A 25077-nucleotide genomic window follows, 5' to 3' on the forward strand; every position below is an offset into this window, starting at 1 on the left:
TCACACCGTGGCGATCGGCGTCACGGGCGACCCCACCGCGCCCGGCAGGCGCAGCGGCGGCGCGGTCAACAGGAAGCGGTTGCGGCCCTGCGCGTGCAGCCAGTCGGCCAGCGCCTTCAGGTACCACAGCTCGGCCAGCGGCACGCCCAGCTTGAACAGGCAGTGATGATGCAGCGGCAGGATCGAATGGCCGGGGCCGGTGGTGCGCGCCGGATAGGCCTCGACCGCGTAGTTGTCGGCGCAGATCGCCGCGATGCCGCTGTCGGTGATCCAGTCCAGCAGCGCCGGGTCGGCGCCGTCCAGCACCGCGCCGGTCTGCTCCAGCTGGTGCGGATCGGGCTGGCCGGCCATTTCCACCAGCGTTTCGGCGAAACCGGTGCGCAGCACCAGCATGTCGCCCGGCTCGACCACCACGCGCTGCTCGCGCAGCGCCGCCTGCAGCTGGGTATGGCCCACCAGCGTGCGGCCGGGGCCGAAGGCGCGCGCCAGGTCCACCAGCACGCCGCGGCCCTGCATGCCTTTTTCGGCATAGCGGTCGATGCCCAGCCTGCGCGCATACGAGCCGCCCGGCGGGCAGCAGGCGTCGGGGCCGGCGTCCTCGCCGCCGAACACGTCGACGCCGGCGGCATAGCCGTTGTAGTAGACGCGGCGGGCCTGGCCGTCGCCCTGGATGTCGAACTGGGCGCCCACGTGGCACAGGCCGTCCCATTGGGTCGAGTACTGCAGGCTGAGCGTGACCTGGTCGTCCGACAGCACGTCGACGGCGTCGGGCTGCAGGCGCGCCATGGCGAAGTTCAGGTAGGGCGTGCCGTCGCGGAAGGTGGGCTTGAGTTGCGGCGGGTGGCGGCGCGGGTTGAGCACGTTGCCGCCGGGCAGGTCCAGCGGCAGCGACAGGCAGAAGACCTTGCCGGTCCGCACCTCGCGCACCGCCTGCAGCACTTTTTCCTCGGTCAGCAGGTTCAGGCGGCCGATCTCGTCGTCAGCCCCGAAATCGCCCCAGGTCGATCCCTCGGGACGGCGCGTCCAGCGTTTCATGGTTTGTCTCCGGTATGTTTTTCGCGTTCTTGTGAATATAGTACGTATTTACGTACTATAGGAAGTGTCCGCATTCCGCGGGCGCCCATCGACAGCATCCGCCCCGAGGCGGAGCCAGAAGAAATCCGCGCCAAGCGGATTCGCGAGGAGACAGATCCATGACGCATTCCCTGCACAGGCGCGCCGGGCGGCGCGCGCTGGCCACGGCGGCGCTGGCCGTGCTGGCCGGGGCCCCGATCCATGCGGTCCAGGCGGCCGGCTATCCGGAGCATCCCGTCACCGTGGTCGTGCCGTATCCGCCGGGTGGCGGCGCCGACATCTTCGGCCGCGCCATCGCCAACGCGCTGCAGCCGGGCCTGAAGCAGACCGTGCTGGTCGAGAACAAGCCGGGCGCGGGCGGCAACATCGGCATGGCCTACGTGGCGCGCGCCAAGGCCGACGGCTACACGCTGGGCCTGGGCACCATCGGCACGCAGACCATCAACCAGTTCCTGTACAGCAACATGGCGTTCGACCCCGAGCGCGACCTGGTGCCGATCGCGCTGGTGTCGACCACGCCCAACGTCATCGCCGTCAGCGCCAAGTCGCCCTACAGGACGGTGGCCGACGTGATCCAGGCGGCGCGCCAGAACAAGGAAAAGAAACTGACCTATGCGTCGCCCGGCATCGGTTCGTCGGTGCACCTGACCGGGGCCTACTTCGAGGCCATGGCCGGCGTGAGCATGCTGCACGTGCCGTTCAAGGGCACCTCGGCGTCGCTGCCGGCGGTGGCGGGCGGCCAGGTCGACCTGCTGTTCGACAACCTGCCCGGCGCGCTGGCGCAGATCAAGGACGGCAACCTGGTGCGGGGCGTGGCGGTGACGTCGGCGGCGCGCGATGCCTCGCTGCCCGACCTGCCTACCGTGGCCGAGTCCGGCCTGCCGGGCTTTGACGTGACGGCCTGGTTCGCCCTGTACGCGCCGCGCGGCACGCCGGAGCCGGTGGTGCGCCAGCTGATCGAGGCGGCGCGCAGCGGCCTGGGCTCGCAGGCCATTGCCACCAATTTCGCCACCATGGGCGCGCGGCCCGGCACGCTGTTCGGCGCCGACCTGGCCGCGTTCGAAAGGCAGGAACGCGCCAAATGGGGCGGCCTCATCAAGGACAAGGGAATCACGGCGCAATGACAACCCCCATCGCATTGGTCACCGGCGGCAGCCGGGGCATCGGCCGCGCCATCGTCGCGCGCTTGTTGCAGGACGGCTTCGAGGTCGTCAACTTCAGCCGTCGGCCGCCGGACGCGGCGCTGCCGGGCGAAACCTTCCAGTCCGTGGACCTGGGCGATGCCGCCGCCACGGCCGCGGCGGCCGCCGCGCTGGCGGCGGCGCGGCCGGTGCTGCACCTGGTCAACAACGCCGGCGTGATCCAGGTCGCCGACATCGAGGCGGTGACACAGGATGAACTGGCGCGCATGGTGGCGGTGAACCTGACCGCGCCGTTGCTGTTGATGCAGGCGCTGCTGCCCGGCATGCGCCGGGCCGGCTACGGCCGGGTCGTCAACATCGGCAGCCGCGCCGGCCTGGGCAAGCCGGGCCGCACGGTCTACGGCGCCACCAAGTCCGGCCTGGTGGGCATGACACGCACCTGGGCGCTGGAACTGGGCCAGGCCGGCATCACGGTCAACACCGTGGCGCCCGGGCCGATCGCCACCGAGTTGTTCGACCAGTCCAACCCGCCGGGAGACCCCAGGACGGTGGCGCTGGAGGCCGCCATCCCGGTGGGGCGCATCGGCCGGCCCGAGGACGTGGCGCACGCGGTGTCGTCGTTCCTGGACCGGCGCGCCGGCTTCATGACCGGGCAGGTGCTGTACGTCTGCGGCGGCATGTCGGTCGGTCTGGCCGGGTAAGCGTTCACACGGCGAGGCGCCGCGTGCCGGACCCGGGGCGCCGCCGCGTCAGTCGCGGCGCTCCAGCGGCCAGCGAAGTGGCGGCGTGATCCCCACCTGCAACCCGGCGCCGGCCAGCACGCCGTGAAGCCGGATGGCCTCGAGCGCCAGGACGTTCTCGGCCACCGGCAGGTCCTGCGCGATGAGGTCGCGCGCGCGCTTGACGCCGATGCCCAGCGCCACCGCCAGGCGGGCGACGGCGCTGGCCGTGGGCAGGTCGCCGGCCCGCACCCGCAGCGTGTAGGGCGTGCGGTCCATGATCGGGTGGTTCGGATTGGTGGTCGCCACCATCCAGCCACAGCCGCCGCAGCGCGCGATCAGGCTCAGCCCCTGTTCGGTGACGGTCTGGGGCTGGCCGCATTCGGGGCAGGGGGAGGACGGGGCGGATTCGCTCATGGCGTATGGGAAACGGGCCTGGACGGGATGATAGGGGCAGTCCGCGCGCCGCGGCAACGCCGGCGCAAGGTTTGTCTTGGCGCGACAGGCCCTACGGCCGGCCCGCTGCCCCGAGAGCATGGCGCACGGCCTTGTCCGAGGCCCTGCCGGCCGCGCGCAGGGCGCCTTCGCGCTCGCGCCGCAACTGGCGCAGGACCTCGGCCGGCGTCACGCCGAAATGCGCCGCGAACTTGCGCTGGAAGGTGCGGCGCGACATATGGCAGGCGTCGGCCATGTCGTCGACCGACCAGCGCGCCGACAGGCTGGCCTCGATCTTCTCCACCAGGTCGCGGAACGGCGCCGCCAGGCGGTCCTGCAGGCGCAACGACTGGCTGTACTGGCGCTGGTCGCCGTCGCGCCGCATGAAGACCACCAGGCGGCGCGCCACGTCCTGCGACACCCGCGCGCCCACGTCGCGCTCGATCAGCGCCAGCGCCAGGTCGATGCCGGCGGTCACGCCCGCCGAGGTCCAGACGGCGCCGCTTTCGATGTAGATGCGGTCGTCTTCCACCTTCAGGCCGGGATGCAGCTGGCGCAGGCGGTCGGCCGAGCGCCAGTGGGTGGTGACGCGGCGGCCATCGAGCAGGCCGGCAGCGGCCAGCAGGAAGGCGCCGGTGCACACGCTGCAGGTGCGGCGCGCCTGCGGGCTGCGGCGGCGCAGCCAGGCCAGGGTTTCGCCATGGGCGGCGGCCTGGTCGATGCCGGGGCCGCCCGGCACGAACAGCATGTCGATCGGCGCGTCGTCGTCGGTGGCGAAGGTGGCGTTGACCTGCATGCGCAGGCCCTGGTCCCAGGTGGCGACCACCGGCGTGGCCGCCACGGTACTCAACTGGTAGCCGGCGCCGCCTTCGTCGTTGGCGCCGCTGAATGCCTGCCAGGGCCCGGCCAGGTCGAGCGGCTGGAAGCCGTCGTACAGCAGGAAGACAATGCGTTTTGGCGCGATCGTGCCGCCATTTGGCGCACGCGCGCCGGCCTGTCGGTCTACGCTGGCGGTTCCATTCTGCGAAGGAGCATCGTCGTGCATGTCAATATTCTCTTGTTCGAAGGGCTGACCCAGCTCGATATGACCGGGCCTTACGAGGTGCTCGCCGCCGCGCCCGGGTTCAGCGTCGATTTTGTCGCAAAATCGCCCGATCCGGTACGCAGCGATCGCGGCCTGTGTTTCGTGCCGACCCAGACGCTGGCGTCGGCGCCGCCCTGCGATCTGCTGGTGGTGCCGGGCGGGCCGGGCACGGATGATGCCATCCTCGACCCGGACTGGGTAGCCTTCACGCGCAGGCAGGCGTTGGGCGCGCGCTACGTCTTCGGCATCTGCACCGGTTCGCTGCTGCTGGGCGCGGCCGGCCTGCTGCGCGGCAAGCGCGCCTCCAGCCATTGGCGCGCGCGCGAACTGCTGGCGCATTTCGGCGCCGTGCCGACCGACGCGCGGCTGTGCGTGGACGGCAACGTCTTCACCGCCGGCGGCGTCACGTCGGGCATCGACATGGCCCTGAAGGTGGTGGCCACGCTGTGCGGCGATGAGGTCGCCAAGCTGATCCAGCTGCAGATCGAATACGACCCCGAGCCGCCGTTTCCCGGCGGCACGCCCAGGACCTCGGAACCGGACATCGTGCGGCAGTACCTGGCGCAGTCGCAGGCGCGCTTCGAGCGGCGCAGCGCCAAGGTGCGCCAGGCCGCGCTCAATGCCCCAGGTGGTCCAGCGGCAGCGGACTCTGCGGCTTGACGGTCTGGATGGCGAAGTTGCTGCGGATGTCCTTCACCCCTGGCAGCTTGAGCAGCGTGGTCAGCAGGAAGCGTTCGTAGGCGCGCAGGTCGGGCAGCACCACCTGCAGCAGGAAGTCCGATTCGCCCGACACCAGGTGCGCCGCCACCACTTCCGGCAGGGCGCAGACTTCCTTGCGGAACTGCTCGGCGTCGCGTTCGTGGTGGCGCTCGACCTTGACGCCGACGAAGACGGTCAGGCCCAGCCCGACTTCGTCCGGCGCCAGCCGGGCTTCGTAGCCCTGGATCACGCCGGCTTCCTCCATCAGCCGCACCCGCCGCAGGCAGGGCGAGGGCGACAGGCCGATCTGCTCGGCCAGCTCGACGTTGGTCAGGCGGCCGTTCTGCTGCAGGGCCTCGAGAATGCGCCGGTCATAGGCGTCCAATTGGCGTTTTGGCATGGAATGAAATTTTGGAGGGCTTGATTGGTCCAAGATGCCAATCATGTTATTCCTGTTGGCAGGAATAGCAAGCACATGCCGATGCCTTTTCCCTAGAATGATCGCCATTTCCTGCTGCACGGAGCGTGGCTCATGGCCGATATGGCGTTGTTTCTCGGGGCATTGTTGATTGTCTATGTGGTGCCGGGGCCGGACATGATCCTGCTGCTTGAAACCGGGGCGCTGCGCGGGCGCGGCCAGGCGCTGGCGGTGGCCGTGGGCCTGGCCCTGGCGCGCGCCGCCCACGTGACACTGGCGGCGCTGGGGCTGGCGGCGCTGTTCAAGACGCATCCGTGGGCCTTCGACGCGGCGCGCACCGTGGGCGGCGGCTACCTGATCTGGCTGGGCTTGCGGTTGCTGCGCGCCGGTCCCATGTCGTACGGCGTGGCGCACGAGGCGCAGGCGGCCGCGCGCGGCAAAGGGCTTGGCGCGGCGTTGCTCAGCGGGGTGCTGACCAACGTGCTCAACCCCAAGGCGTTGTTGTTCTGCTCGGTGCTGCTGCCGCAGTTCGTGTCGCCCGCGCAGGGGCCGATCGGCCGGCAGTTCGCGTTGCTGGGCGTGATCCTGGTGAGCCTGGGGCTGACCTTCGACGTGTTGTGCGCCCTGGCTGGCGGCGCGCTGGGGCGCTGGATGGCGGCGCATCCGCGGGTGCAGAAATGGCAGGGCGCCGTGTTCGGCGGCGCGCTGATCGCCTTCGGCCTGCGGCTGACGCTGAATCGTTGAGGCGGCGCAGGACGGGGGCCGCGCGGGCGGCGCATGCGGGACGCGCCGGCGGCAAAGAAAAAAAAGGCCTGACTTGCGTCAGGCCTTTTGCCTACTTGCCGAAGGCGAAGGACGCTTCGTCCTGGTCTTGGCCTTGGTCCTGGTCTTCGCCATCGGCGCGCGCCGGCACGGGGCGGGCGCCGTCGGCCAGCATCTCCGCCTGCGTCAGGCCCTTGGTCAGCTCCAGGGCCTGGCGCTCGAACAGGCGCCGGTACAGGCCGCCCTTCAGGCGGATCAGTTGGTCATGGCTGCCTTCCTCGATGATGCGGCCGTGGTCCATCACCAGCAGGCGGTCCAGCGCGCGCACCGTCGACAGGCGGTGCGCCACCACCAGCGTCGTGCGGCCGACCATCAGGCGTTCCATGGCCTGCTGGATCAGCACTTCGCTTTCGCTGTCCAGGCTCGACGTGGCTTCGTCCAGGATCAGGATCGGCGCGTCCGCCAGGAAGGCCCGGGCGATCGCCACGCGCTGGCGTTCGCCGCCCGACAGCCTGACGCCGCGCTCGCCCACCAGCGTCTCGTAGCCCTTGGGCAGGGCCATGATGAAGTCATGCGCGCTGGCCAGCCGCGCCGCCTGCTCGATCTCGGCCTGCGTCGCGCCAGGGCGGGCGTAGGCGATGTTCTCGGCCAGCGTGCGGTGAAACAGCACCGGCTCCTGCTGCACGATGGCGATCTGGCTGCGCAGCGACGCCTGCTTGACCTGGGCGATGTCCTGCCCGTCGATGGTGATGCGGCCGCCGTTGACGTCATACAGGCGCTGGATCAGCTTGATGAACGTGGTCTTGCCCGAACCCGAATGCCCGACCAGGCCGACCCGCTCGCCCGGCGCGATGCGCACCGAGAAGCGGTCGTACAGCGCCACGTCGTGCCGGCCATAGCGGAAGGTCACGTCCTCGAAGCGGATCTCGCCGGCCGTGACGCGGATCTCGCCCGCGCCGGGACGGTCGTCCACGCCCAGCGGCTGCTTCTCCAGCGCCACCAGTTCCTCCATGTCGTTGACCGAGCGCTGCAGGTTGCGGATGTGCATGCCCACGTCGCGCAGGTGGCCCTGCAGCATGAAGAACATCGTCAGCGCGAAGGTGATGTCGCCGACGCTGGCCTGGTTGCGCGACCACAGCAGCAGCGACGCGCCCAGGATGCCGGCCTGCATCGCCACCAGCATCGCGCCCTGGATGCCGCCGTTGATCGTGGCGCGGATCCAGGTGCGGCGCGTGCGGCGGCGCCACTTGTCGACCACGCGTCCCAGGCGTCCTTCTTCGCGCGTTTCCGCGCCGAAGGCCTTGACCACGGGGTTACAGCTGATGGCGTCGGCCAGCGCGCCGCCCATGCGGGTGTCCCAGGCATTGCCCAGCCGCGCCGCCGGCGCCACATAGCCCAGCGACAGCACCGCCGTCACCGCGATGTACAGCACCGAGCCCAGGCCCACCACCAGGCCCATCACCGGCCAGTGCACGCCCAGCAGCACGGTGGCGCCGACCAGCATCACCACCGACGGCAGCAGCGCCACCAGCAGCGTGTCGTTCAGCACGTCCACCGCCCACATGCCGCGCGTGATCTTGCGCACGGTCGAGCCGGCGAAGCTGTTGGCATGCCAGTCGGTGGAAAAGCGCTGCACGCGGTAGAAGGCGTTGGACACCATGCCGTTCATCATCTTCAGGGTGAAGACGATGATGTTCTGGAACACGCCCTGGCGCAGCAGCGTGCCGCCGATGCCCAGCGCGATCAGCAGCCAGAACGCGGTGACGGCCGCGCCCCAGACCTGCGCGTCGGACGAGGCGCCGGAGGCCACGGCGTCGACCAGCCGGCCCGCGTACAGCGGGGTCAGCACATCGGCCACGGCCGACAACAGGGCCAGCGCGATGATGAGGGTGGTGCGCCAGGGCTGGGTGCGCCAATAGCGGAAGGTAAAGCCGAGGACGTCCTTGAAGGCTTGTCCTCGCAGATCGATTTTTGTTCGATTCATTGCGATCGCCCGGCAACGCGAAGGCGCCGGTTTCCTTTTGGGAAGAAGGTGATACGACCTGCGCCTTAGGGCGCGGGCATTGCGTTCAGGGGTTTGGGGCGGGCACGGCGGACCAGTCGCCAGGTAGTCTGGCGATGGGGCCGCGCGGGCGACGACTTAATGGCGTCGCGGAGATACGCGCGGGATGGCGGTATGCGGATTCATCATCTTGCGCCTCCCAGGTGTAGGTGAAGGGAAAAAAGAATGGGCACAGGCCCGAATTGAAGATTCTATAGAAGTGGTGTAGGCGGATCAACCGCGCGAGCGGTGGGGGAATGCTCGCGTGTGGGTTTTTCCCCACGGCGGTAGGTGCGCCGGCGCGCCGCGCCACGTGGGCGCGGCGGCCGGCCAGGCGCCTTACTTCAGGAACCCCGTCGAGATCCACGGCACCGCGGCAATGACCACGATGCCGACCGCCATCGAACCCAGGTAGCCCAGGATGGGGCGGATGCCGGCTTCGGGCGCGACCCGGCCGATGGCGCAGGCGGCGTAGTAGCCCACCCCGAACGGCGGCGCGAACAGGCCCAGGCCCATCGCCAGGATCACCACCATCGCGTAATGGACTTCGTGGATGCCCATCTGGTGCGCGATCGGGAACAGCAGCGGCCCGAACAGCACGATGGCGGGGATGCCCTCCAGCACGCTGCCCAGGATGACGAACGCCACGATCGACACCGCCATGAAGGTGGCCGCGCCGCCGGGCAGGCCCGCCATGGCCTGCGCCAGCTGGGTCGAGAAGCCCGATTGCGTCAGCGCCCAGGCCATGGCGGTGGCGGTGCCGATGATCAGCAGGATCGATCCGGACAGGCAGGCGGTGTCCACCAGCATGGGCTTGAGCCGCTTGGCGTCGAAGCAGCGGTAGACCAGCAGCCCGATCAGCGTGGCATAGACGATGCCGATGGTGGACACCTCGGTGGCGGTGGCCACGCCCTCGACCACGGCCGCGCGGATCACGAAGGGCAGCGCCAGCGCCGGCAGCGCCACCAGCAGGGCGCGGCCGATCTGGCGGCCGCTGGCCTTGCGCACCGCGCTCAGGTCTTCGCGGCGGTTGCGCCACCAGACCACCAGGCACAGCATCACGCCCAGCACCAGCCCGGGCAGCAGGCCGCCGGTGAACAGCGCCGTGATCGACACGCCGGTGACCGAGCCGATGGTGATCAGCACCAGGCTGGGCGGCACGGTCTCGGTCTGCGCGCCGGTGGCCGACAGCAGCGCCACCAGGTCGCCCTCGTCGGCGCCGCGTTCGCGCATTTCGGGAAACAGCACCGGCGCCACCGCCGCCATGTCGGCCGCCTTGGCGCCCGAAATGCCCGAGACCACGTACATGGCGCCGATCAGCACGTACGACAGGCCGCCGCGCACGTGGCCCAGCAGGCTGGCCAGGAAGGCCACCATGCGCTTGGCCATGCCGGTCATCTCGATCAGCACGCCCAGGAACACGAACAGCGGCACCGCCAGCAGGATCAGGTGCGACATGCCTTCGTCCATGCGCCCGACCACCACCATCATCGGCACGTCGGTGGTCAGCGACAGGTAGCCGAAGGTGGCCAGCCCGAACGAGAAGGCGATCGGCACGCCCGCGAACACCGTGGCCGCCACCACGCCGACGAAGAAGATCAGCAGGTTCAGGTTGCCCAGTCCCGCCAGCACCGGCTGCAGCGCCGTCATGGCGGCCACCACGCCGCCGACCAGCAGCAGCGCCAGGCCGGTGACGCGCCACTGCGCGCGTTCGACCAGCCGCAGCAGCGCGATCAGCAGCATCAGCGCGGTGCCGACAGGCAGGGCCGCGGCGCGCCAGATGTTGGGGATCTCCAGCGCGGCGGTGGTGACGTACCGTTCCTCCGAAGCGTATTCGTAGCCCGGCGCCTGCAGCAGCAGCAGGAACGCCAGCGCCGCCGCCACCGCCACCATGTCCAGCAGCGCGCGGGTGGCGGGCGAGGCGCGATTGACCAGGGCGCCCATGCGCATGTGCTCGCCGCGGCGGAAGGCGATCACCGCGCCCAGCATGGCCAGCCACAGGAACAGGATCGAGGCCAGCTCGTCGGACCACACCAGCGGCGTGTGCAGCACGTAGCGCGCCACGATGCCCGAGAACAGGATGACGATTTCCGCGACCACCAGGATGGCCGCGGGAATCTCCACCAGGTGGCCCAGGGCATTGTCGGCGGCGATGGCCCAGGGCCGCCGGCTGCCCGGGGCGGCGCCGGCCGTGGGCAGCACTTCCGCCGGATGCGTGAGCGCAGCCCTCATGACAGGCTCCCGGCGGCCTGCTCCAGCAGGCCCCAGGCCTTGTCGCCGTATTTTTCCTTCCAGCTGGCGTAGAAGCCGGCGCGGCGCAGCGCGTCGCGGATGGGCGCGGGGTCGGGGGTGTTGAAGGCCAGGCCCTGCTCGGCCAGCTTGGCCTGCAGCTGATTGTTGAGCGCCAGCACGTCGGCGCGCTCGGCCATGCCGGCGGCGTTGATGTGTTTGGCGACGACCTCGCGGATGTCGGCCGGCAGCTTCTCCCAGGCGCGGCGGTTGCCCAGGAACCAGAAGCCGTCCCACATGTGGTTGGTCATCGAGCAGTACTTCTGCACTTCGTACAGCTTGGCGGTCTGGATGATGGCCAGCGGGTTTTCCTGCGCGTCCACCACGCGGGTCTGCAGCGCCGAATAGGTTTCGTTGAAGTTGATGCTGGCCGGCGACGAGCCCAGCGCCTTGAACATCGAGGTCCACAGCGGGCTGACCGGCACGCGGATCTTCAGGTCGCGGAAATCGTCCGGGCCGGTAATGGCGCGCGAGCTGGTGGTGACCTGGCGAAAGCCGTTGTCCCAGATGCGATCCATGACGAACAGGCCCTTGCCATTGATGTCGGCGCGGATGTGGGCGCCCAGGTCGCCGTCCATGGCCTTCCAGACCGAAGCGTAATCGGGGAAGGCGAAGCCCACGCCGCTGATCGACGCGCTGGGCACCAGGGTCGACAGGATCAGGCCCGACAGGGTGAAGAACTCGACGGCGCCGGCGCGCAACTGGCTCAGGGTGTCGGTGTCGGAACCCAGCTGGCTGCTGGGGAACACCGCCAGTTCGAAGCGGCCGCCGGTGTCCTTGAGGATGTTCTGCGCGGCCTCGTTGGCGCGCAGGTTCATCGGATGCGAGGGCGGCAGGTTGTTGGCGTACTTGTAACGGAACTGGGGCGCCGCCAGCGTGCGCTGGAACGGCGCCAGGGCGAGCAGCGCGCCGCCTCCCGCGGCGCGCATGAGGTTGCGTCGAGTCGTGTTCATGCTGTCTCCTTGGTTATGAGATCCGGCCGCCGTCGAGGACGGCCGGATAAAGCGCCTTGCCAGGCTTGTTGCTTTATCTTTGCATGAGGTCCATTATATGGACCTACTTACTACCCTTAAATTCATTAAATCATATTGATTCGCTAGCGTAAATCCATAAAACTGGTGCAGAATGAAAAAACAAAATCACATTGATGGTCCACAAAATGGACCTGATGAAAAAACAGGCGGAGACGTGACGGAGACCTCATCCCAGGTCGGTGGCGCCCAGGCGATATCCCGCGCAATGCTGGTGCTGCGCGCGGTGTCGCGCACCCGCGGCGAAGGCGCGGGCCTGCTGGCGTTGACGCGCGACACGGGCATGAGCAAGCCCACCGTGCACCGCATCCTGGCCGCGCTGGCCGCCGAAGGCATGGTCGAGCAGGACCTCGCCAGCCGCCGTTACTTTCTCGGGCCCGAATGCCACGTGCTGGGCAACATCGCCAGCGAGCGCTTCGGCATCAACCGGCTGGCCGCGCCGGTGGTGGCGCGGCTGGCCCACGAATGCGGTGATTCCGCCTTCTTTTCGCTGCGCCGCGACGTGTTCGCGGTCTGCGTGCTGCGCGAGGACGGCGACTACCCGCTCAAGACCCACGTGCTGTTGCCCGGCGATCGCCATCCGCTGGGCATCGGCGCCGGCAGCCTGGCCATCCTGGCGGCGCTGCCCGACGACGAGGTCGACGCCTGCCTGCAGGCCAATGCCGGCCTGATAGAACGGCGCTATCCGCATTACTCCGTGCCGCTGATCCGCACGCTGGTCGATGAGGTGCGAGAACAGGGCTATGCCGTGAACCGCGGCCTGGTGGTGCCGGGTTCGTGGGGCATTGGCATGCCGCTGCGCGACGAGCAGGGCCATGTGCTGGGCGCGCTCAGCATCGCCGCGGTCGAATCGCGCATGGACGAAGAAAGGCAGTTCCAGCTGGCCAAGCTGTTGTCACGCGAGGCCAAACGCCTGCTTGCGCAGGCCAACCCGGCAGGCCGCGAGGCGCGGGCGCGCCCGCCGGCCGCCAAGCCCAAGCCCTGATCCGCCATGCCGGCGGGGCGGGGCTGCCAACAGAGGAGACAGCAATGAGCAAGCGTGCCGTCATCGTGGGGTGGTCGCACATCCCATTCGGCAAACTCGACGACCCCGACACCGAAAGCCTGATGGCGCGGGTATCCGGCGCCGCGCTGGAGCACGCGGGCGTGAGTCCGCAGGCCGTGGACGGCATCTATGCCGGCGTCATGAACAGCGGTTTCCAGAAGCAGGATTTCCAGGCCGCGCTGGTGGCCCTGGCCGATCCGGCATTGGCCCATGTGCCGGCAACCAGGCTGGAGAACGCCTGCGCCACTGGGTCGGCCGCGCTGTACGCGGCCATGGATTTCATCGAGGCCGGGCGCGGCCGCGTGGCGCTGGTGGTCGGCGCCGAGAAAATGACCGCCCGCTCCACCGAGGACACCGGCGATATCCTGCTCAATGCCAGCTACCGCAAGGAAGAAGCCACGCTGCCGGGCGGCTTTGCCGGCGTGTTCAGCCGTATCGCCACGGCCTATTTCGAGCGCCACGGCGACCACGGCGAGGCGCTGGCCCGCATCGCCGCCAAGAACCACGCCAACGCGCTGGACAATCCCTATGCGCAGATCCGCAAGGACCTGGGCTTCGAGTTCTGCAATACCGTTTCCGAAAAAAATCCCTATGTGGCGGCGCCGCTGCGGCGCACCGATTGCTCGCCCATTTCCGACGGCGCGGCGGCGCTGGTGCTGGCCGACGCGGAAACGGCGGCGGACCTGCGCCGCGCCATCGGCTTTCGCGCGCGGCGCCACGTCAATGACTTCCTGCCGCTGAGCCGGCGCGATCCCATCGCCTTCGAGGGCGCGGCGCGGGCCTGGCGCGAGGCCTTGGCCGAGGCCGGCGCGACCCTGGACGATTTGAGCCTGGTGGAGACGCACGACTGCTTCACCATCGCCGAATTGATCGAGTACGAGGCCATGGGCCTGGCGCCGCGCGGCCATGGCGTGCGGGCATTGCGCGAAGGCTGGGTGCAGAAGGGCGGGCGCCTGCCCGTCAACCCGTCGGGCGGACTCAAGGCCAAGGGCCATCCGGTGGGCGCCACCGGCGTGTCCCAGCACGTCATGGCGTGCCTGCAACTGGCCGGCGAGGCGGGCGCCATGCAGGTGCCGGACGCGACGCTGGCCGGCGTCTTCAACATGGGCGGCGCGGCCGTGGCCAACTACGTCAGCATCCTGGAGCGCGTCAAATGAGCGGCCCGTTGCAGCAGGTCGCGGCGCCGCCCGGCGGCGTGGCGCCGGTATCGCGGCGGGTGATGAACCTGGCGCATTTCCTGGTGCAGGCGGCGCGCCGCCATCCGGCGCGCGCCGCGCTGGTCTGCGGCCAGGCGCGCCTGAGCTGGCGCGAGCTGGACGCGCGCACCGCCGCGCTGGCGCGGGCGCTGGCCGAGCACGGGGTGGGCAAGGGCGACCGGGTGCTGGTTCACGCGCGCAACAGCTTCGCGTTCGCCGAAACCCTGTTTGCCGTGTTGCGGCTGGGCGCGGTCTGGGTGCCGACCAACTGCCGCATTTCACCGGACGAGGCCGTCTACCTGGCGCGGGCGGCCGGGGTCAAGGCCTTCCTGTGCGAGGGCCAGTCGCCGGCGCACGCCGCGGCGGTGGCGCAGGCCATGCCGGACCTGGCCCTGCTGGCGCGACTGGGCCCGGGCGAGTTCGGCGCGGCCGACACCGCCTCCCTGATCGATGCGCGCCTGCAGGACACGCCGGCGGCCTGCGTCGACGTGGACTACGACGACCCCTGCTGGTTCTTCTTCACTTCCGGCACCACTGGCCATCCGAAGGCGGCGGTGCTGACGCATGGCCAGATGGCCTTCGTGCTGACCAACCACCTGTGCGACCTGATGCCGGGCACCACCGAACACGACGTCAGCCTGGTGGTGGCGCCCTTGTCGCATGGCGCGGGCATCCATTTCCTGACCCAGGTGGCGCGCGCGGCCGCCACCGTGCTGCCGGAGGGCGAGCGCTTCGACCCGGAAGAGGCCTGGCGCCTGGTGCAGGCGCACCGGGTGACCAACATGTTCACCGTGCCGACCATCGTCAAGCTGCTGGTCGAGCATCCGGCGGTGGATGCCTTCGACCACACCAGCCTGCGCTATGTGATCTACGCCGGCGCGCCGATGTACCGCGAAGACCAGAAGCGCGCGCTGGCCAAGCTGGGCCGTGTGCTGGTGCAGTACTTCGGGCTGGGCGAGGTCACCGGCAACATCACGGTGCTGCCGCCGGCGCAGCACCATGACGGCGACGGCCCCGAGGCGCGCGTGGGGACCTGCGGCTACGAGCGCATCGGCATGCAGGTCAGCATCCAGGACGAGGCCGGCAACCCGCTGCCGGCGGGCCGGACCGGCGAGATCTGCGTCTGCGGGCCGGCGGTGTTCGCCGGCTACTACGACAACCCGGCCGCCAACGCCAAGGCATTCCGCAACGGCTGGTTCCGCACCGGCGACCTGGGCTATCAGGACGACGCGGGGTATCTCTACATCACTGGCCGCGAATCCGACATGTATATCTCGGGCGGTTCCAACATCTATCCGCGCGAGGTCGAGGAAAAGGTGCTGGCGCACCCGGCGGTGGCGGAGGCGGCGGTGCTGGGCGTGCCGGATCCGGTGTGGGGCGAGGTGGGGGTGATGGTGTGCGTCCTGCGACCCGGCGAGACACTGGAAGAGGAGGCCCTGCTGGCCTGGCTCGGATCGCGCATGGCGCGCTACAAGCTGCCGCGCCAGGTGTTCTTCTGGGATGCGCTGCCGCGGTCGGGCTACGGCAAGATCACCAAGAAGCTGGTGCGCGAGGCCCTGCGCGAGCGGGGCTGCCTGGCGCCTGCCTAGGAAACGGGGCCGCCGCGCGGCGGCCGCGCAAGAGGGTGCGGACATCGCGAACACATCGCGAGCACACAACGAGGAGACCGAGTCATGGATGGAGCGCAGGAAGCGGTGCTGGTCACGGGAGGCGCGTCGGGCATTGGCCTGGCCGTCGCGCGTGGCCTGCTGGGCGCGGGACGCCGGGTGCTGGTGGCCGACGTGTCGCAGGAACGACTGGACGAGGTGCGAGGCCTGGCGCCGGCGGATCGGTTGGGCTGCGTGCGGATGGATGTGTCCGACGAGGCGCAGGTGAGCGAGGCGATCGCGAGGCTGGAGTCCGACTTCGGGCCGATCGCCGGGCTGGTCAATTCGGCGGGTATCGGCCGCGACGTGCCGTTCCTGGAGACCGACGCGGCGTTGCTGCGGCGGATCCTGGAAGTGAACCTGGTGGGGTCGTTCGTGGTGGCGCGCGAGGCGGCCCGGCGCATGCGCGATCGCGGCCGCGGGTCGATCGTGAACATCGCGTCCGTGTCGGGCATCCGCGGCAACGCGGGCCGGGCGGCGTACGGGGCTTCCAAGGGAGGCGTGGTGACGCTGACCCGGGTGATGGCGGTGGAGCTGGCCGCCTACGGCATCCGCGTGAACGCGGTCGCGCCCGGGCCGATCGAGACGCCGCTGGTGAGCCAGATGCACACGGATGAGGCGCGCGCGGCCTGGCGTCGGGTGGTGCCGCAGCATCGCTACGCGGCGCCGGAGGAACTGAACGGCACCATCGGCTGGCTGCTGGACGAGTCGCAGTCCAGCTACGTGACCGGGCAGGTGATCTGTGTGGACGGCGGCTTCACCGCGGCGGGCATGCTGCCGGCGGTGCATTGACGCCCGCGTTTTCAGCTTTCATTCCCATCTTGCGCCACAAGCGCACGGAGTGCACATCATGCGAACCACCACCGTGGATCGTTCGTTGCGGGGATCACCGGTATTGCCCCGCCCCAGGACGCTGATACACCCGGGAGCCTTCAACCCGGTCCGGATACACAGCCGCTGCGCGCGGCGCGGCCGCCATGTCCGGCTGGCGCTGCAGCCCGGCGCCAGCCTATTCGAGGCGCTGGTCAATGGCCTGGCGCCGCTGGGCGTGGAGAACGCCTCGATGACGCTGCTGAGCGGCGAATTCAGCCATCTCGACTACTGCACCGCGCCGCCGGACCCGGCGCATCTGCGGGTGGTGGCGTACACCGCGCCGATCGCGGCGGGCGCGGCCACGCTGATCTTCGGCAACGCCACGCTGGGCAAGGGCGACAACGGCGAGCCGCTGGTGCACTGTCACGCGGCGTTTTGCGATCAGGGCGGGGCGCTGCTGGGCGGGCACCTGATCCCGCAGACCACGATCGTGGGCGCGGGGCCGGTGACGGTACTGGTGACGGCGCTGGAGGGCTTCGAACTGCGCGCCACTTATGACGCCGAAACCAATTTGCGGCTACTGCAGCCGCGGGAGATCTGACGATGATGCCGGCCGAGGTCGAAAGCGGGAGCATGGGGCGGGTGGCGTATGCGCGCATCGGGCCCAACGAGGATCTGGTGCAGGGGGTGGAGAAGCTGTGCCTGGCGGAGGGGTTTCGCAACGCCTTCGTGCGCGGCGCGCTTGGGAGCCTGGTGGATGCCTGCCTGTATGCGCGGGGCGGGGAGGTGCGGCAGCTGGAGGGGCCGGCGGTGGAGATCGTGAGCCTGGCGGGAGAGGTGCGCGCGCAGGCGGACGGGTCGGTGGTGGCCTCGCTGTCGGGGGTGGTGGCGGACCCGGCGGGGCGGGTGCACGGCGGGGTGTTCGTCCCGGGGGCGAACCCTGTCTGCATGACGTTCGAGGTGACGCTGGAGGAGTGGCTGCCGGACGGCGGTTGAGGCGCGGGCGGGTGAGGCGCGATGCGGCGGCCGGGACGGATACACTTGGCCACCCATGCGCCAAGGAAAATGACATGAAACGCACCCTGTCGGCCGGCATCAGACTGGCCCTTGCGGCCTGCCTGATCTTCGCCGCGCTGTTTGTCGTCATCGGCGGCTGGACCACGGGCTATTCGTTGGAAAGCGTGATCTGGCTCGCGCTGACCGGCGCCATCTTCGGCGCGATCGGGGCGCCGGTCATCGAGCCGAAAGCGTTCCGCTATCCGGCGCTGTGGCAGGTCGGCTGCGCCGTGGCGGGATGCCTGCTGGTCGCGGCCCTGCTCGGCGCCGGCATCGACGGCTACCTGCTGGCCGTCGCGCTGGGCGTCCTGCTCGGCTATCTCGCGCCGTACTGGATCACGCGCGTCACGGGCCCTTGACCGGCCCTGGCCGCGGCCGCGCCGCCGGCTGCTTCGCGCGAAATCCGGCAAAGCCGCTCCAGCACTGCTGCGTGTAGCTGTAGAGCGCGTCCTGCGCCTTCAGCGGGCTGCGGCCGGCCAGCCGCGCGAGGACGTAGTGGCCCTGGCGCTGGGGATCGGGCGGCAGCGGTACTTCCACGAGCTGGCCGGCCTGCTGTTCCTGGCGGGTGACGCAGATGACGCCCAGCAGCAGGGTGTCGGTGGCGAGGGCCAGGCGGACCAGCGGGTCGAGATTCTCGCAGCGCACGCTGACCATCTGTTCGGGCGCGCCGGCGGCGCCCAGGGTTTCGGCCAGGCGCAGCGCGACCTCGGGGCTGAGGGTACTGGAGGCGACCGGGTATTGGCGGATGTGCTCGATGGCGGGGCGGCGGTGGGCCAGGATGGGATGACCCTTGCGGCAGACCATGCCGGCGCGCAGGGGGGCGAGGGGGCGGGTTTCGATGTCGGCGGCGCCATGGAGCATGCGGGCGTCGCAAACCATGGCGTCGATGCGTTCGGCGCGCAGCAGGTCGACCAGGGCGGCCGTGGTGCCCAGTTCGGCGGCCACGCGCACCTGCGGGTAATGGGTGGCCATGTGGGCCAGGAAGGGCGTGAGCAGCAGCGAGGCGGGCGTGGGACTCAGCCCGATCGAAAGCGCGCCGGATTCGCCGCCGGCCAGGGTCTTGAGTTCGCGCCGCAGTTCGGCTTCCTCGTAGCGCATGCGGCGGGCGCGTTCGGCGACGCAGGCGCCGTAGGGCGTCAGGCGCACCTGGCGGGTGCCGCGGTCCAGCAACGGCAGGCCAAGCTCGGCCTCCAGCGCCTGGATGCTGCGGCTGAGCGCGGGCTGCGACAGGTTGACCTTGTCGGCGGCGCGCGAAAAGGTGCCGTGTTCGACCACGGCGAGCAGGTGCTTGAGTTTCTGGAAGTCCATGTTCCAACCGCATGAATCGTATGAATTAAATGCATTGGAATTATAGATAGCGGCTCCGTATCATGGTCCGCGGACGGCGCCCGGCAGAGGCGCCGCCATCGCCCGCGGCAGGCTCGCGGCGCGGTCCCATTCGATACGGAGACAGATTCAATGAAGCAGCATGTGTTGTCGGCCGCCCTGGTGGCGGCCTGTTCCTGCCTGCCCGCGATGGCGCAACCCGTGGCGCAAGCCGCGGGCCAGGAGTTCGCAGCCGTCGCGGCCCCGGCGCAAGGCGTCGACGGCAAGGTCACGATCCGGCGCGACGCCCATGGCATGCCGCACGTCTACGCTGACACGGTGTACGGCATTTTCTACGGCTACGGTTACGCGGTGGCGCAGGACCGGCTGTTCCAGATGGAGATGGCGCGGCGCAGCACCCAGGGCCGGGTGGCCGAAGTGCTGGGCGCGTCGATGGTGGCGTTCGACAAATCCATCCGCGGCAATTTTTCGCCCGAACGCATCCAGCGCCAGCTGGCGGCGCTGCCGGCCGCCGACCGCCAGGTGCTGGACGGCTACGCGGCCGGCATGAACGCCTGGCTGGCGCGGATCCGGGCGCAGCCGGGGCAGTTGATGCCCAAGGAATTCAACGACCTGGGCTTCGCGCCGGCCGACTGGACCGCCTACGACGTGGCGATGATCTTCATCGGCACCATGGCGAACCGCTTCTCTGACGCCAACAGCGAGATCGACAACCTGGCGCTGCTGACGGCGCTCAAGGACAGGCACGGCGAGGCCGAGGCCATGCGCATCTTCAACCAGCTGCGCTGGCTGACGGACAGCCGCGCGCCGACCACGGTGCCGCCCCAGGAGGGCAGCTACCAGCCGGCCGTGTTCCAGCCGGAAGGCGCGGACCAGCTGGCCTACGCGCTGCCGCGCTACGACGGCACGCCGCCGATGCTCGAACGCGTGGTGCGCGATCCGGCCACGCGCGGCGTGGTCGATGGCGCGCCCGCCACGCTGCGGGCTCGACTGGCCGAGCAATACGCGCAATCGGGCCAGCCGGGCATCGCAGGCTTCCCGACCACCAGCAACATGTGGATCGTGGGCCGCGAGCATGCCAAGGATGCCCGTTCGATCCTGCTGAACGGCCCGCAGTTCGGCTGGTGGAATCCGGCCTACACCTACGGCATCGGCCTGCACGGCGCCGGCTTCGACGTGGTCGGCAACACGCCGTTCGCCTATCCCTCCATCCTGTTCGGCCACAATGCGCACGTGGCCTGGGGCTCGACCGCGGGCTTCGGCGACGATGTCGACATCTACGCCGAGAAGCTCGATCCGGCCGACCGCAACCGTTATTTCCACGACGGCCAATGGAAGACGCTGGAAAAGCGCACTGACCTGATCCTGGTGAAGGACGCGGCGCCGGTGACGCTGGATGTGTACCGCAGCGTGCATGGCCTGATCGTCAAGTTCGACGACGCGCAGCACGTGGCCTATGCCAAGGCGCGCGCCTGGGAGGGCTTTGAACTGCAATCGCTGATGGCCTGGACCCGCAAGACGCAGTCGGCCAACTGGGAACAATGGAAGGCGCAGGCGGCGCGCCACGCGCTGACCATCAATTGGTACTACGCCGACGACCGCGGCAACATCGGCTACGCGCACACGGGCTTCTATCCCAGGCGCCGGCCGGGCCACGATCCGCGCCTGCCGGTGCCGGGCACCGGCGAAATGGACTGGCTGGGCCTGTTGCCGTTCTCGACCAATCCGCAGGTCTACAACCCGGGCCAGGGGTTCATCGCCAACTGGAACAACCAGCCGATGCGCGGCTATCCCGCCACCGACCTGTTCGCCATCGTCTGGGGGCAGGCCGACCGCTATGCCGAGATCGAGACGCGCCTGAAGGCCATGACCGCCAACGGCGGCAAGGTCAGCCCGCAACAGATGTGGGACCTGATCCGCACCACCAGCTATGCCGACGTCAACCGCCGCCATTTCCTGCCGTTCCTGCAACGCGCGGTGCAGGGGCTGCCGGCCGACGATCCGCGCGTGCGGCTGGTGGCGGGGCTGGGGGGCTGGGACGGCATGATGACCAGCGAGCGCGAGCCGGGCTACTACGACAACGCCGGCCCGGCGGTGATGGACGCCTGGCTGCGCGCGATGCTCAAGCGCACCCTGGCCGACGAGATGCCGGCCGACTTCTTCAAGTGGTACAGCGCCACCGGGTATCCGACGCCGCAGGCGCCTGCCACTGGTTCGCTCAACCTGACCACCGGCGTGAAGGTGTTGTTCAACGCCTTGGCGGGTCCGGCTGCCGGGGTGCCACAGCGGTATGACTTCTTCAATGGCGCGCGCGCCGACGATGTCATCCTGGCGGCGCTGGACGACGCGCTGGCGGCCTTGCGCCAGGCTTATGGCAAGGATCCGGCCGCGTGGAAGATCCCGGCGCCGCCGATGGTGTTCGCGCCCAAGAACTTCCTGGGCGTGCCGCAGGCCGACGCCAAGGCGGTGTTGAGCTATCCGGCCACGCAGAACCGCGGCACCGAGAACAACATGACGGTGTTCGACGGCAGGTCGGTGCGCGCGGTGGACGTGGTGGCGCCGGGGCAGAGCGGCTTCGTCGCCCCGGACGGCACGCCGTCGCCGCACACCCGCGACCAGTTCGACCTGTACAACAGCTTTGGCAGCAAGCGGGTGTGGTTCACGGCGGACGAGGTGCGGCGCAACGCTACGTCGGAAGAGACGTTGCGCTACCGGCGGTAAGGTCGCGCGCCCCCTGGTGGCTGGCAAGCCGGGCGTACGCGCCTTGCTTGCGCAGCAACTGGTCATGGGTGCCGGCCTCGGCCAGGGCGCCGTTGTCCAGCACCAGGATCAGGTCGGCGTCGCGGATGGTGGCCAGGCGGTGCGCGATCACCAGCGTGGTCCGGTGCCGCATCAGCACATCCAGCGCGCCACGCACCTGCATCTCGGACAGGGTGTCCAGGTGCGAGGTGGCTTCGTCCAGGATCAGCACCGGCGCGTTCTTCAGGAAGGCGCGGGCGATCGAGATGCGCTGGCGCTGGCCGCCGGACAGCTGCATGCCGCGTTCGCCCACGCGCGTGGCCAGGCCCTCGGGCAGGCTGCGCACGAAATCGCCGAGCGCGGCCTGTTCCAACGCCCGCGCCAGTTCCTCGCGGCTGGCGTCGGGACGCGCCAGGCGGATGTTGCCCTCCAGCGTGTCGTTGAACAGATAGGTGTCCTGCGTCACCAGCGCCACGCGTTCGCGCAGGCCGTCCAGCCGCAGCTGGCGCACGTCCACGCCGTCGAGCTTGACCGCCCCCTGGCGCGGATCCCAGAAGCGCAGCAGCAGGCTGGCCACGGTGCTCTTGCCCGCGCCCGAGGCGCCGACCACGGCCACGGTGGCGCCGGCCGGCACGGTGAAGCTCAGGTCGCGCAGCGTGTCCTGGCTCTTGCCGGGATAGGTGAAATACACGTGGTCGAACGCCAGCGACAGGCCGTGCGGCGCCACCGGCGGCGGCAGCGGGCCGTCGGTGACCGGCTCGGGCTCGTTGTTGACCACGTGCAGGCGGCGGGTGGCGGCGATGGTGTCGGCCAGCTGGCGGCTGACCTGGGAGATCTCCGACACCGGCAGGAAGGTGGCCAGCGCGATCAGCACCAGCAGCGGCAGCATGCTGGCCGACAGGGCGCCGGCCGACACCTGCAGCGCGCCGACCACGGCCACGGCCAGGCCGCCCAGGCCCATGGCGGTCTCGAACCAGGCGGTCTGGCGCGACAGGTCGCGCAGGATATCCAGGCGGCGCACGCGGTACTGGTCGGCGACCTTGAGGAATTCCTCGCGGCGGCGGCCGGTGGCCTGGAACGCGGTCAGGTCGGCCAGGCCCTGGATGGTGTCGGTAGTGTGCGCGCTCATCTCGCCCAGCGCCTGGCGGGCGTGGTCGCCCAGCGCGTCGACCTTGCGGCGTCCGCGCACCGGCGACACCAGCGCATAGGCCAGGAACGGCAGCAGCGCCAGCGCCACGGGCCAGCTGTAGAAGGCCAGGAAGCCCAGCACCGACAGCGGCACCAGCACCGAGACGATGGCCGGCGCGATGGTGTGGGCGTAGAAGTACTCGACCATTTCGACGTCCTGCGTCGCCAGCGCCACCAGGTCGCCGGAGCGGCGTTGCAGCAGGTAGGCGGGCGCCAGCCGCTCCAGCTTGTCGTAGAGCTTGACGCGCATGTCGGCCAGCAGCTGGTAGGCCATGGCGTGCGCCAGCCACGATTCGAGCCAGTGGAACAGCGCAGCCAGCGGCGCGGCGATCAGCAGGCCGACGATCAGCGCGGAGGTGTCGCGGCCGTCGCGGATGGCGGCCACCACCAGCGCGCTCAGCACGCCGACGCCGATGAAGGCCGCCACCCGCGCCACGCCAAGAAGGATGGTGGCGATCAGGGTGCCGCGCCAGGGTTGCACCACCGACAGCAGGGTCGCCAGCGTGGCGCGCCAGCCGACCTGTTCGGCATCGGCATCCAGCGAGCGCAGCGCCGGGCCCTGGCCGCCGGCGTCATCGTCGTTGCCATGGGCGGCGGGCGTGGCCGCGCGCGCCATCGCGGCCGGGGCGGGCGCGGCCGGCGCGGCCAGCGCCAGGGCCTGTTCATGCATCAGGCGGTAATACAGGCCGCGCTGGCGCATCAGTTCATCGTGCGGGCCCTGCTCGACCACGCGGCCCTGGTCCAGCACCAGGCAGCGGTCGGCGCCGATCACGCTGGCCAGGCGGTGCGCCAGGATCAGCGTGGTGCGGCCGGCCATCAGGCGGTCCAGGGCCTGCTGGATCAGTGCTTCGTTCTCGGTGTCGACCGACGACAGCGCCTCGTCCAGGATCAGGATGGGCGCGTCCCGCAGCAGGGCGCGGGCGATCGCCACGCGCTGGCGCTGGCCGCCCGACAGTTGCAGGCCGCGCTCGCCGATGCGGGTGGCGTAGCCTTGCGGCAGCGCCATGATGAAGTCGTCGATGTTGGCGGCGCGGGCGGCGGCGCGCACCTCGTCATGGCTGGCGTCGGGCCGGCCCAGCCGCAGGTTCTCGTCGATGGTGCCGTGGAACAGCGTGATGTCCTGGCTGACCAGCGCCATCTGGCCCAGCAGTGTCTGCGTGTCGAGCCGGTTGACGTCGTGGCCGCCGACGCGGATGGCGCCGGCCTGCGGCACGCATTCGCGCAACAGCAGGCGCACGATGGTGGACTTGCCGGCGCCGCTGGGGCCGACGATGCCGACGCGTTCGCCGGCGGCGACGCGGAACGACAGGCCCTGGTGCGCCGGGCGCTGCGGCGAATACGAGAACGCCACCGCGTCGAATTCGATAGTGGGGTCGAGCCGCGCGGGTGCGGCGCCCGCCTGCACGGCGGGGGCGGCGGTCAGCGGCTGCGCGTCCATCAGCGCGTGGATGCTGGCGGCGGCCGATTGGCCCAGCATGCCCCGGTGCAGCACCGAGCGCAGGTCGCGCAGCGGGCGGAAGATCTCGGTGCCGGCCATCAGCACGATCAGCAGCGCTTCCACGCTCATGTCGCCGGCGGCCACGCGCCAGGCGCCCACGGTCAGCGCCAGCGCGGCGCCCAGCGCCACGCCCAGGTCGCTGATGCCGCGCGTCAGCAGGCTCACCGACAGCACCCAGAAGGTGTTGTCCGACAGGGCCCGGGCGCGGGCGGCCAGGCGCTCGCCCCAGGCCTTGCCCTGGCCGTACGATTTCAGTGTCGGCAGGCCCTGGACGGCGTCCAGGAATTCCTCGCCGAATTCGTTCAGCGAGCGGGTGCGCGCCAGGCTGGCGCGGCGGTCGAGCATGTGCACGGCCATCGGCCCGAACAACGCGAACAACGCCGCGACCAGGAACACCAGCGCGGTCGGCACGTCCCAGAAAGCGATGACGGCGAAGATCGCGAACGGCGCGGCCGCGGCGATGGCGACCTGCGGCAGGTACTGGCCGAAGAAGGTCTGCAATTGCTCCACGCCGTCCACCACCGTCAGCATCACGCCGCCGGTGCGCTGGTTGGCGAACCAGGCCGGCCCCAGCGCCACGATGCGGTCGTAGAGCCGCGCGCGCAGCGTCTGCTGCACCTGCGCCGAGCAGCGGTTGGCCTGCACCGTGCGCAGGTGGTCGAGCAGGGCGCGCAGCAGCACCATGGCGCCGGCATACAGGGCCGGCGCGAGCCAGTCCTGCCAGGGCGCGCCGTCGAACACGCGCGCCAGCAGCTGGCCCAGGAAAACGTAGCGGGCGATGCCCGCGGCCAGCGCCAGCAGGCCGAGGAAAATGCCGCCCGCCATGCCGGCGCGCAGCCCCGCGGTCAGTTGCCAAAGCCTCGAATCGAAATACAT

21 protein-coding genes are annotated in these 25077 nt (G+C 70.1%); 12 read left to right on the forward strand and 9 right to left on the reverse strand.

Annotation, left to right across the window (positions count from 1 at the left end; genetic code table 11):
• Entirely contained in the window at positions 1–1035 is a 1035-nt protein-coding gene (locus ACVN9Z_RS18045; RefSeq protein WP_054482481.1) for a cyclase family protein, read from the reverse strand.
• 158 nt (positions 1036–1193) lie between these two features.
• On the opposite strand from ACVN9Z_RS18045, the gene ACVN9Z_RS18050 reads away from it, so the two are divergent.
• On the forward strand, positions 1194–2198 hold the full coding sequence (locus tag ACVN9Z_RS18050; RefSeq protein ID WP_458212450.1) for a Bug family tripartite tricarboxylate transporter substrate binding protein: 1005 nt from the start codon (positions 1194–1196) through the stop codon (positions 2196–2198).
• On the forward strand, positions 2195–2917 hold the full coding sequence (locus ACVN9Z_RS18055; RefSeq protein WP_054515802.1) for an SDR family NAD(P)-dependent oxidoreductase: 723 nt from the start codon (positions 2195–2197) through the stop codon (positions 2915–2917). Before ACVN9Z_RS18050 ends, ACVN9Z_RS18055 begins: the two co-directional genes overlap by 4 nt.
• A 48-nt stretch (positions 2918–2965) precedes the next feature.
• On the opposite strand, the gene ACVN9Z_RS18060 is transcribed toward ACVN9Z_RS18055, so the two are convergent.
• Together ACVN9Z_RS18060 and ACVN9Z_RS18065 are read right to left on the reverse strand one after the other, a co-directional pair.
• Positions 2966–3352, reverse strand: coding sequence for a hypothetical protein (locus ACVN9Z_RS18060; protein WP_020927219.1), 387 nt, complete (start codon positions 3350–3352; stop codon positions 2966–2968).
• Between the two features lie 91 nt (positions 3353–3443).
• Positions 3444–4415, reverse strand: a complete 972-nt coding sequence (locus ACVN9Z_RS18065; RefSeq protein ID WP_020927220.1) for a GlxA family transcriptional regulator — start codon at positions 4413–4415, stop codon at positions 3444–3446.
• Between ACVN9Z_RS18065 and ACVN9Z_RS18070 the strand changes: the two genes are divergently transcribed.
• Positions 4410–5114, forward strand: coding sequence for a DJ-1/PfpI family protein (locus tag ACVN9Z_RS18070; protein WP_020927221.1), 705 nt, complete (start codon positions 4410–4412; stop codon positions 5112–5114). The two genes, ACVN9Z_RS18065 and ACVN9Z_RS18070, sit on opposite strands and share 6 nt — an antisense overlap.
• Here the strand turns inward: ACVN9Z_RS18070 and ACVN9Z_RS18075 are convergent.
• Positions 5071–5553, reverse strand: a complete 483-nt coding sequence (locus ACVN9Z_RS18075) for an Lrp/AsnC family transcriptional regulator (RefSeq protein ID WP_006387030.1) — start codon at positions 5551–5553, stop codon at positions 5071–5073. The two genes, ACVN9Z_RS18070 and ACVN9Z_RS18075, sit on opposite strands and share 44 nt — an antisense overlap.
• Positions 5554–5685: 132 nt before the next feature.
• On the opposite strand from ACVN9Z_RS18075, the gene ACVN9Z_RS18080 reads away from it, so the two are divergent.
• Entirely contained in the window at positions 5686–6315 is a 630-nt protein-coding gene (locus tag ACVN9Z_RS18080; protein WP_049055177.1) for a LysE family translocator, read from the forward strand.
• Positions 6316–6406: 91 nt separating this feature from the next.
• Here the strand turns inward: ACVN9Z_RS18080 and ACVN9Z_RS18085 are convergent, their stop codons facing one another.
• The 3 genes from ACVN9Z_RS18085 to ACVN9Z_RS18095 form a co-directional block, all read right to left on the reverse strand.
• Positions 6407–8317, reverse strand: coding sequence for an ABC transporter ATP-binding protein (locus ACVN9Z_RS18085; protein ID WP_458212451.1), 1911 nt, complete (start codon positions 8315–8317; stop codon positions 6407–6409).
• 396 nt (positions 8318–8713) lie between these two features.
• A complete protein-coding gene (locus tag ACVN9Z_RS18090; protein WP_006387033.1) occupies positions 8714–10606 on the reverse strand; it encodes a TRAP transporter large permease in 1893 nt (630 codons plus the stop codon).
• Positions 10603–11616: a TRAP transporter substrate-binding protein gene (locus ACVN9Z_RS18095; RefSeq protein ID WP_006387034.1), complete on the reverse strand. Its 1014-nt coding sequence runs from the start codon at positions 11614–11616 to the stop codon at positions 10603–10605. The genes ACVN9Z_RS18090 and ACVN9Z_RS18095 overlap by 4 nt, the downstream gene beginning before the upstream one ends.
• Before the next feature lie 235 nt (positions 11617–11851).
• Here ACVN9Z_RS18095 and ACVN9Z_RS18100 point away from each other — a divergent pair, with 235 nt between their 5' ends.
• The 7 genes from ACVN9Z_RS18100 (at position 11852) to ACVN9Z_RS18130 (ending at position 17809) form a co-directional block, all read left to right on the forward strand.
• The gene (locus tag ACVN9Z_RS18100) at positions 11852–12679 is read left to right on the forward strand and encodes an IclR family transcriptional regulator (protein ID WP_035200224.1); all 828 of its coding nucleotides are present in this window, start codon (positions 11852–11854) and stop codon (positions 12677–12679) included.
• Positions 12680–12723: 44 nt separating this feature from the next.
• Entirely contained in the window at positions 12724–13896 is a 1173-nt protein-coding gene (locus ACVN9Z_RS18105) for an acetyl-CoA acetyltransferase (RefSeq protein WP_020927227.1), read from the forward strand.
• On the forward strand, positions 13893–15524 hold the full coding sequence (locus ACVN9Z_RS18110; protein ID WP_458212452.1) for an acyl-CoA synthetase: 1632 nt from the start codon (positions 13893–13895) through the stop codon (positions 15522–15524). Before ACVN9Z_RS18105 ends, ACVN9Z_RS18110 begins: the two co-directional genes overlap by 4 nt.
• A gap of 84 nt (positions 15525–15608) precedes the next feature.
• On the forward strand, positions 15609–16373 hold the full coding sequence (locus ACVN9Z_RS18115; protein WP_006387038.1) for an SDR family NAD(P)-dependent oxidoreductase: 765 nt from the start codon (positions 15609–15611) through the stop codon (positions 16371–16373).
• A gap of 58 nt (positions 16374–16431) precedes the next feature.
• A complete protein-coding gene (locus ACVN9Z_RS18120; RefSeq protein ID WP_051429124.1) occupies positions 16432–16995 on the forward strand; it encodes a PPC domain-containing DNA-binding protein in 564 nt (187 codons plus the stop codon).
• Between the two features lie 2 nt (positions 16996–16997).
• Positions 16998–17390, forward strand: coding sequence for a PPC domain-containing DNA-binding protein (locus ACVN9Z_RS18125; RefSeq protein ID WP_006387040.1), 393 nt, complete (start codon positions 16998–17000; stop codon positions 17388–17390).
• A 74-nt stretch (positions 17391–17464) separates the two neighbouring features.
• Positions 17465–17809 carry a hypothetical protein gene (locus ACVN9Z_RS18130; RefSeq protein WP_053498039.1) on the forward strand — a complete coding sequence of 115 codons (345 nt, stop codon included), beginning with the start codon at positions 17465–17467 and terminating at the stop codon, positions 17807–17809.
• On the opposite strand, the gene ACVN9Z_RS18135 is transcribed toward ACVN9Z_RS18130, so the two are convergent.
• The gene (locus ACVN9Z_RS18135) at positions 17796–18758 is read right to left on the reverse strand and encodes a LysR family transcriptional regulator (protein ID WP_024068561.1); all 963 of its coding nucleotides are present in this window, start codon (positions 18756–18758) and stop codon (positions 17796–17798) included. The genes ACVN9Z_RS18130 and ACVN9Z_RS18135 overlap by 14 nt on opposite strands.
• A 150-nt stretch (positions 18759–18908) precedes the next feature.
• Between ACVN9Z_RS18135 and ACVN9Z_RS18140 the strand changes: the two genes are divergently transcribed.
• Positions 18909–21497 carry a penicillin G acylase gene (locus tag ACVN9Z_RS18140; protein WP_458212453.1) on the forward strand — a complete coding sequence of 863 codons (2589 nt, stop codon included), beginning with the start codon at positions 18909–18911 and terminating at the stop codon, positions 21495–21497.
• Here ACVN9Z_RS18140 and cydC read toward each other — a convergent pair.
• Positions 21463–25077: a thiol reductant ABC exporter subunit CydC gene (gene cydC / locus ACVN9Z_RS18145; RefSeq protein WP_054444225.1), complete on the reverse strand. Its 3615-nt coding sequence runs from the start codon at positions 25075–25077 to the stop codon at positions 21463–21465. The genes ACVN9Z_RS18140 and cydC overlap by 35 nt on opposite strands.

It is taken from the genome of Achromobacter sp. KK8, from assembly GCF_054188005.1.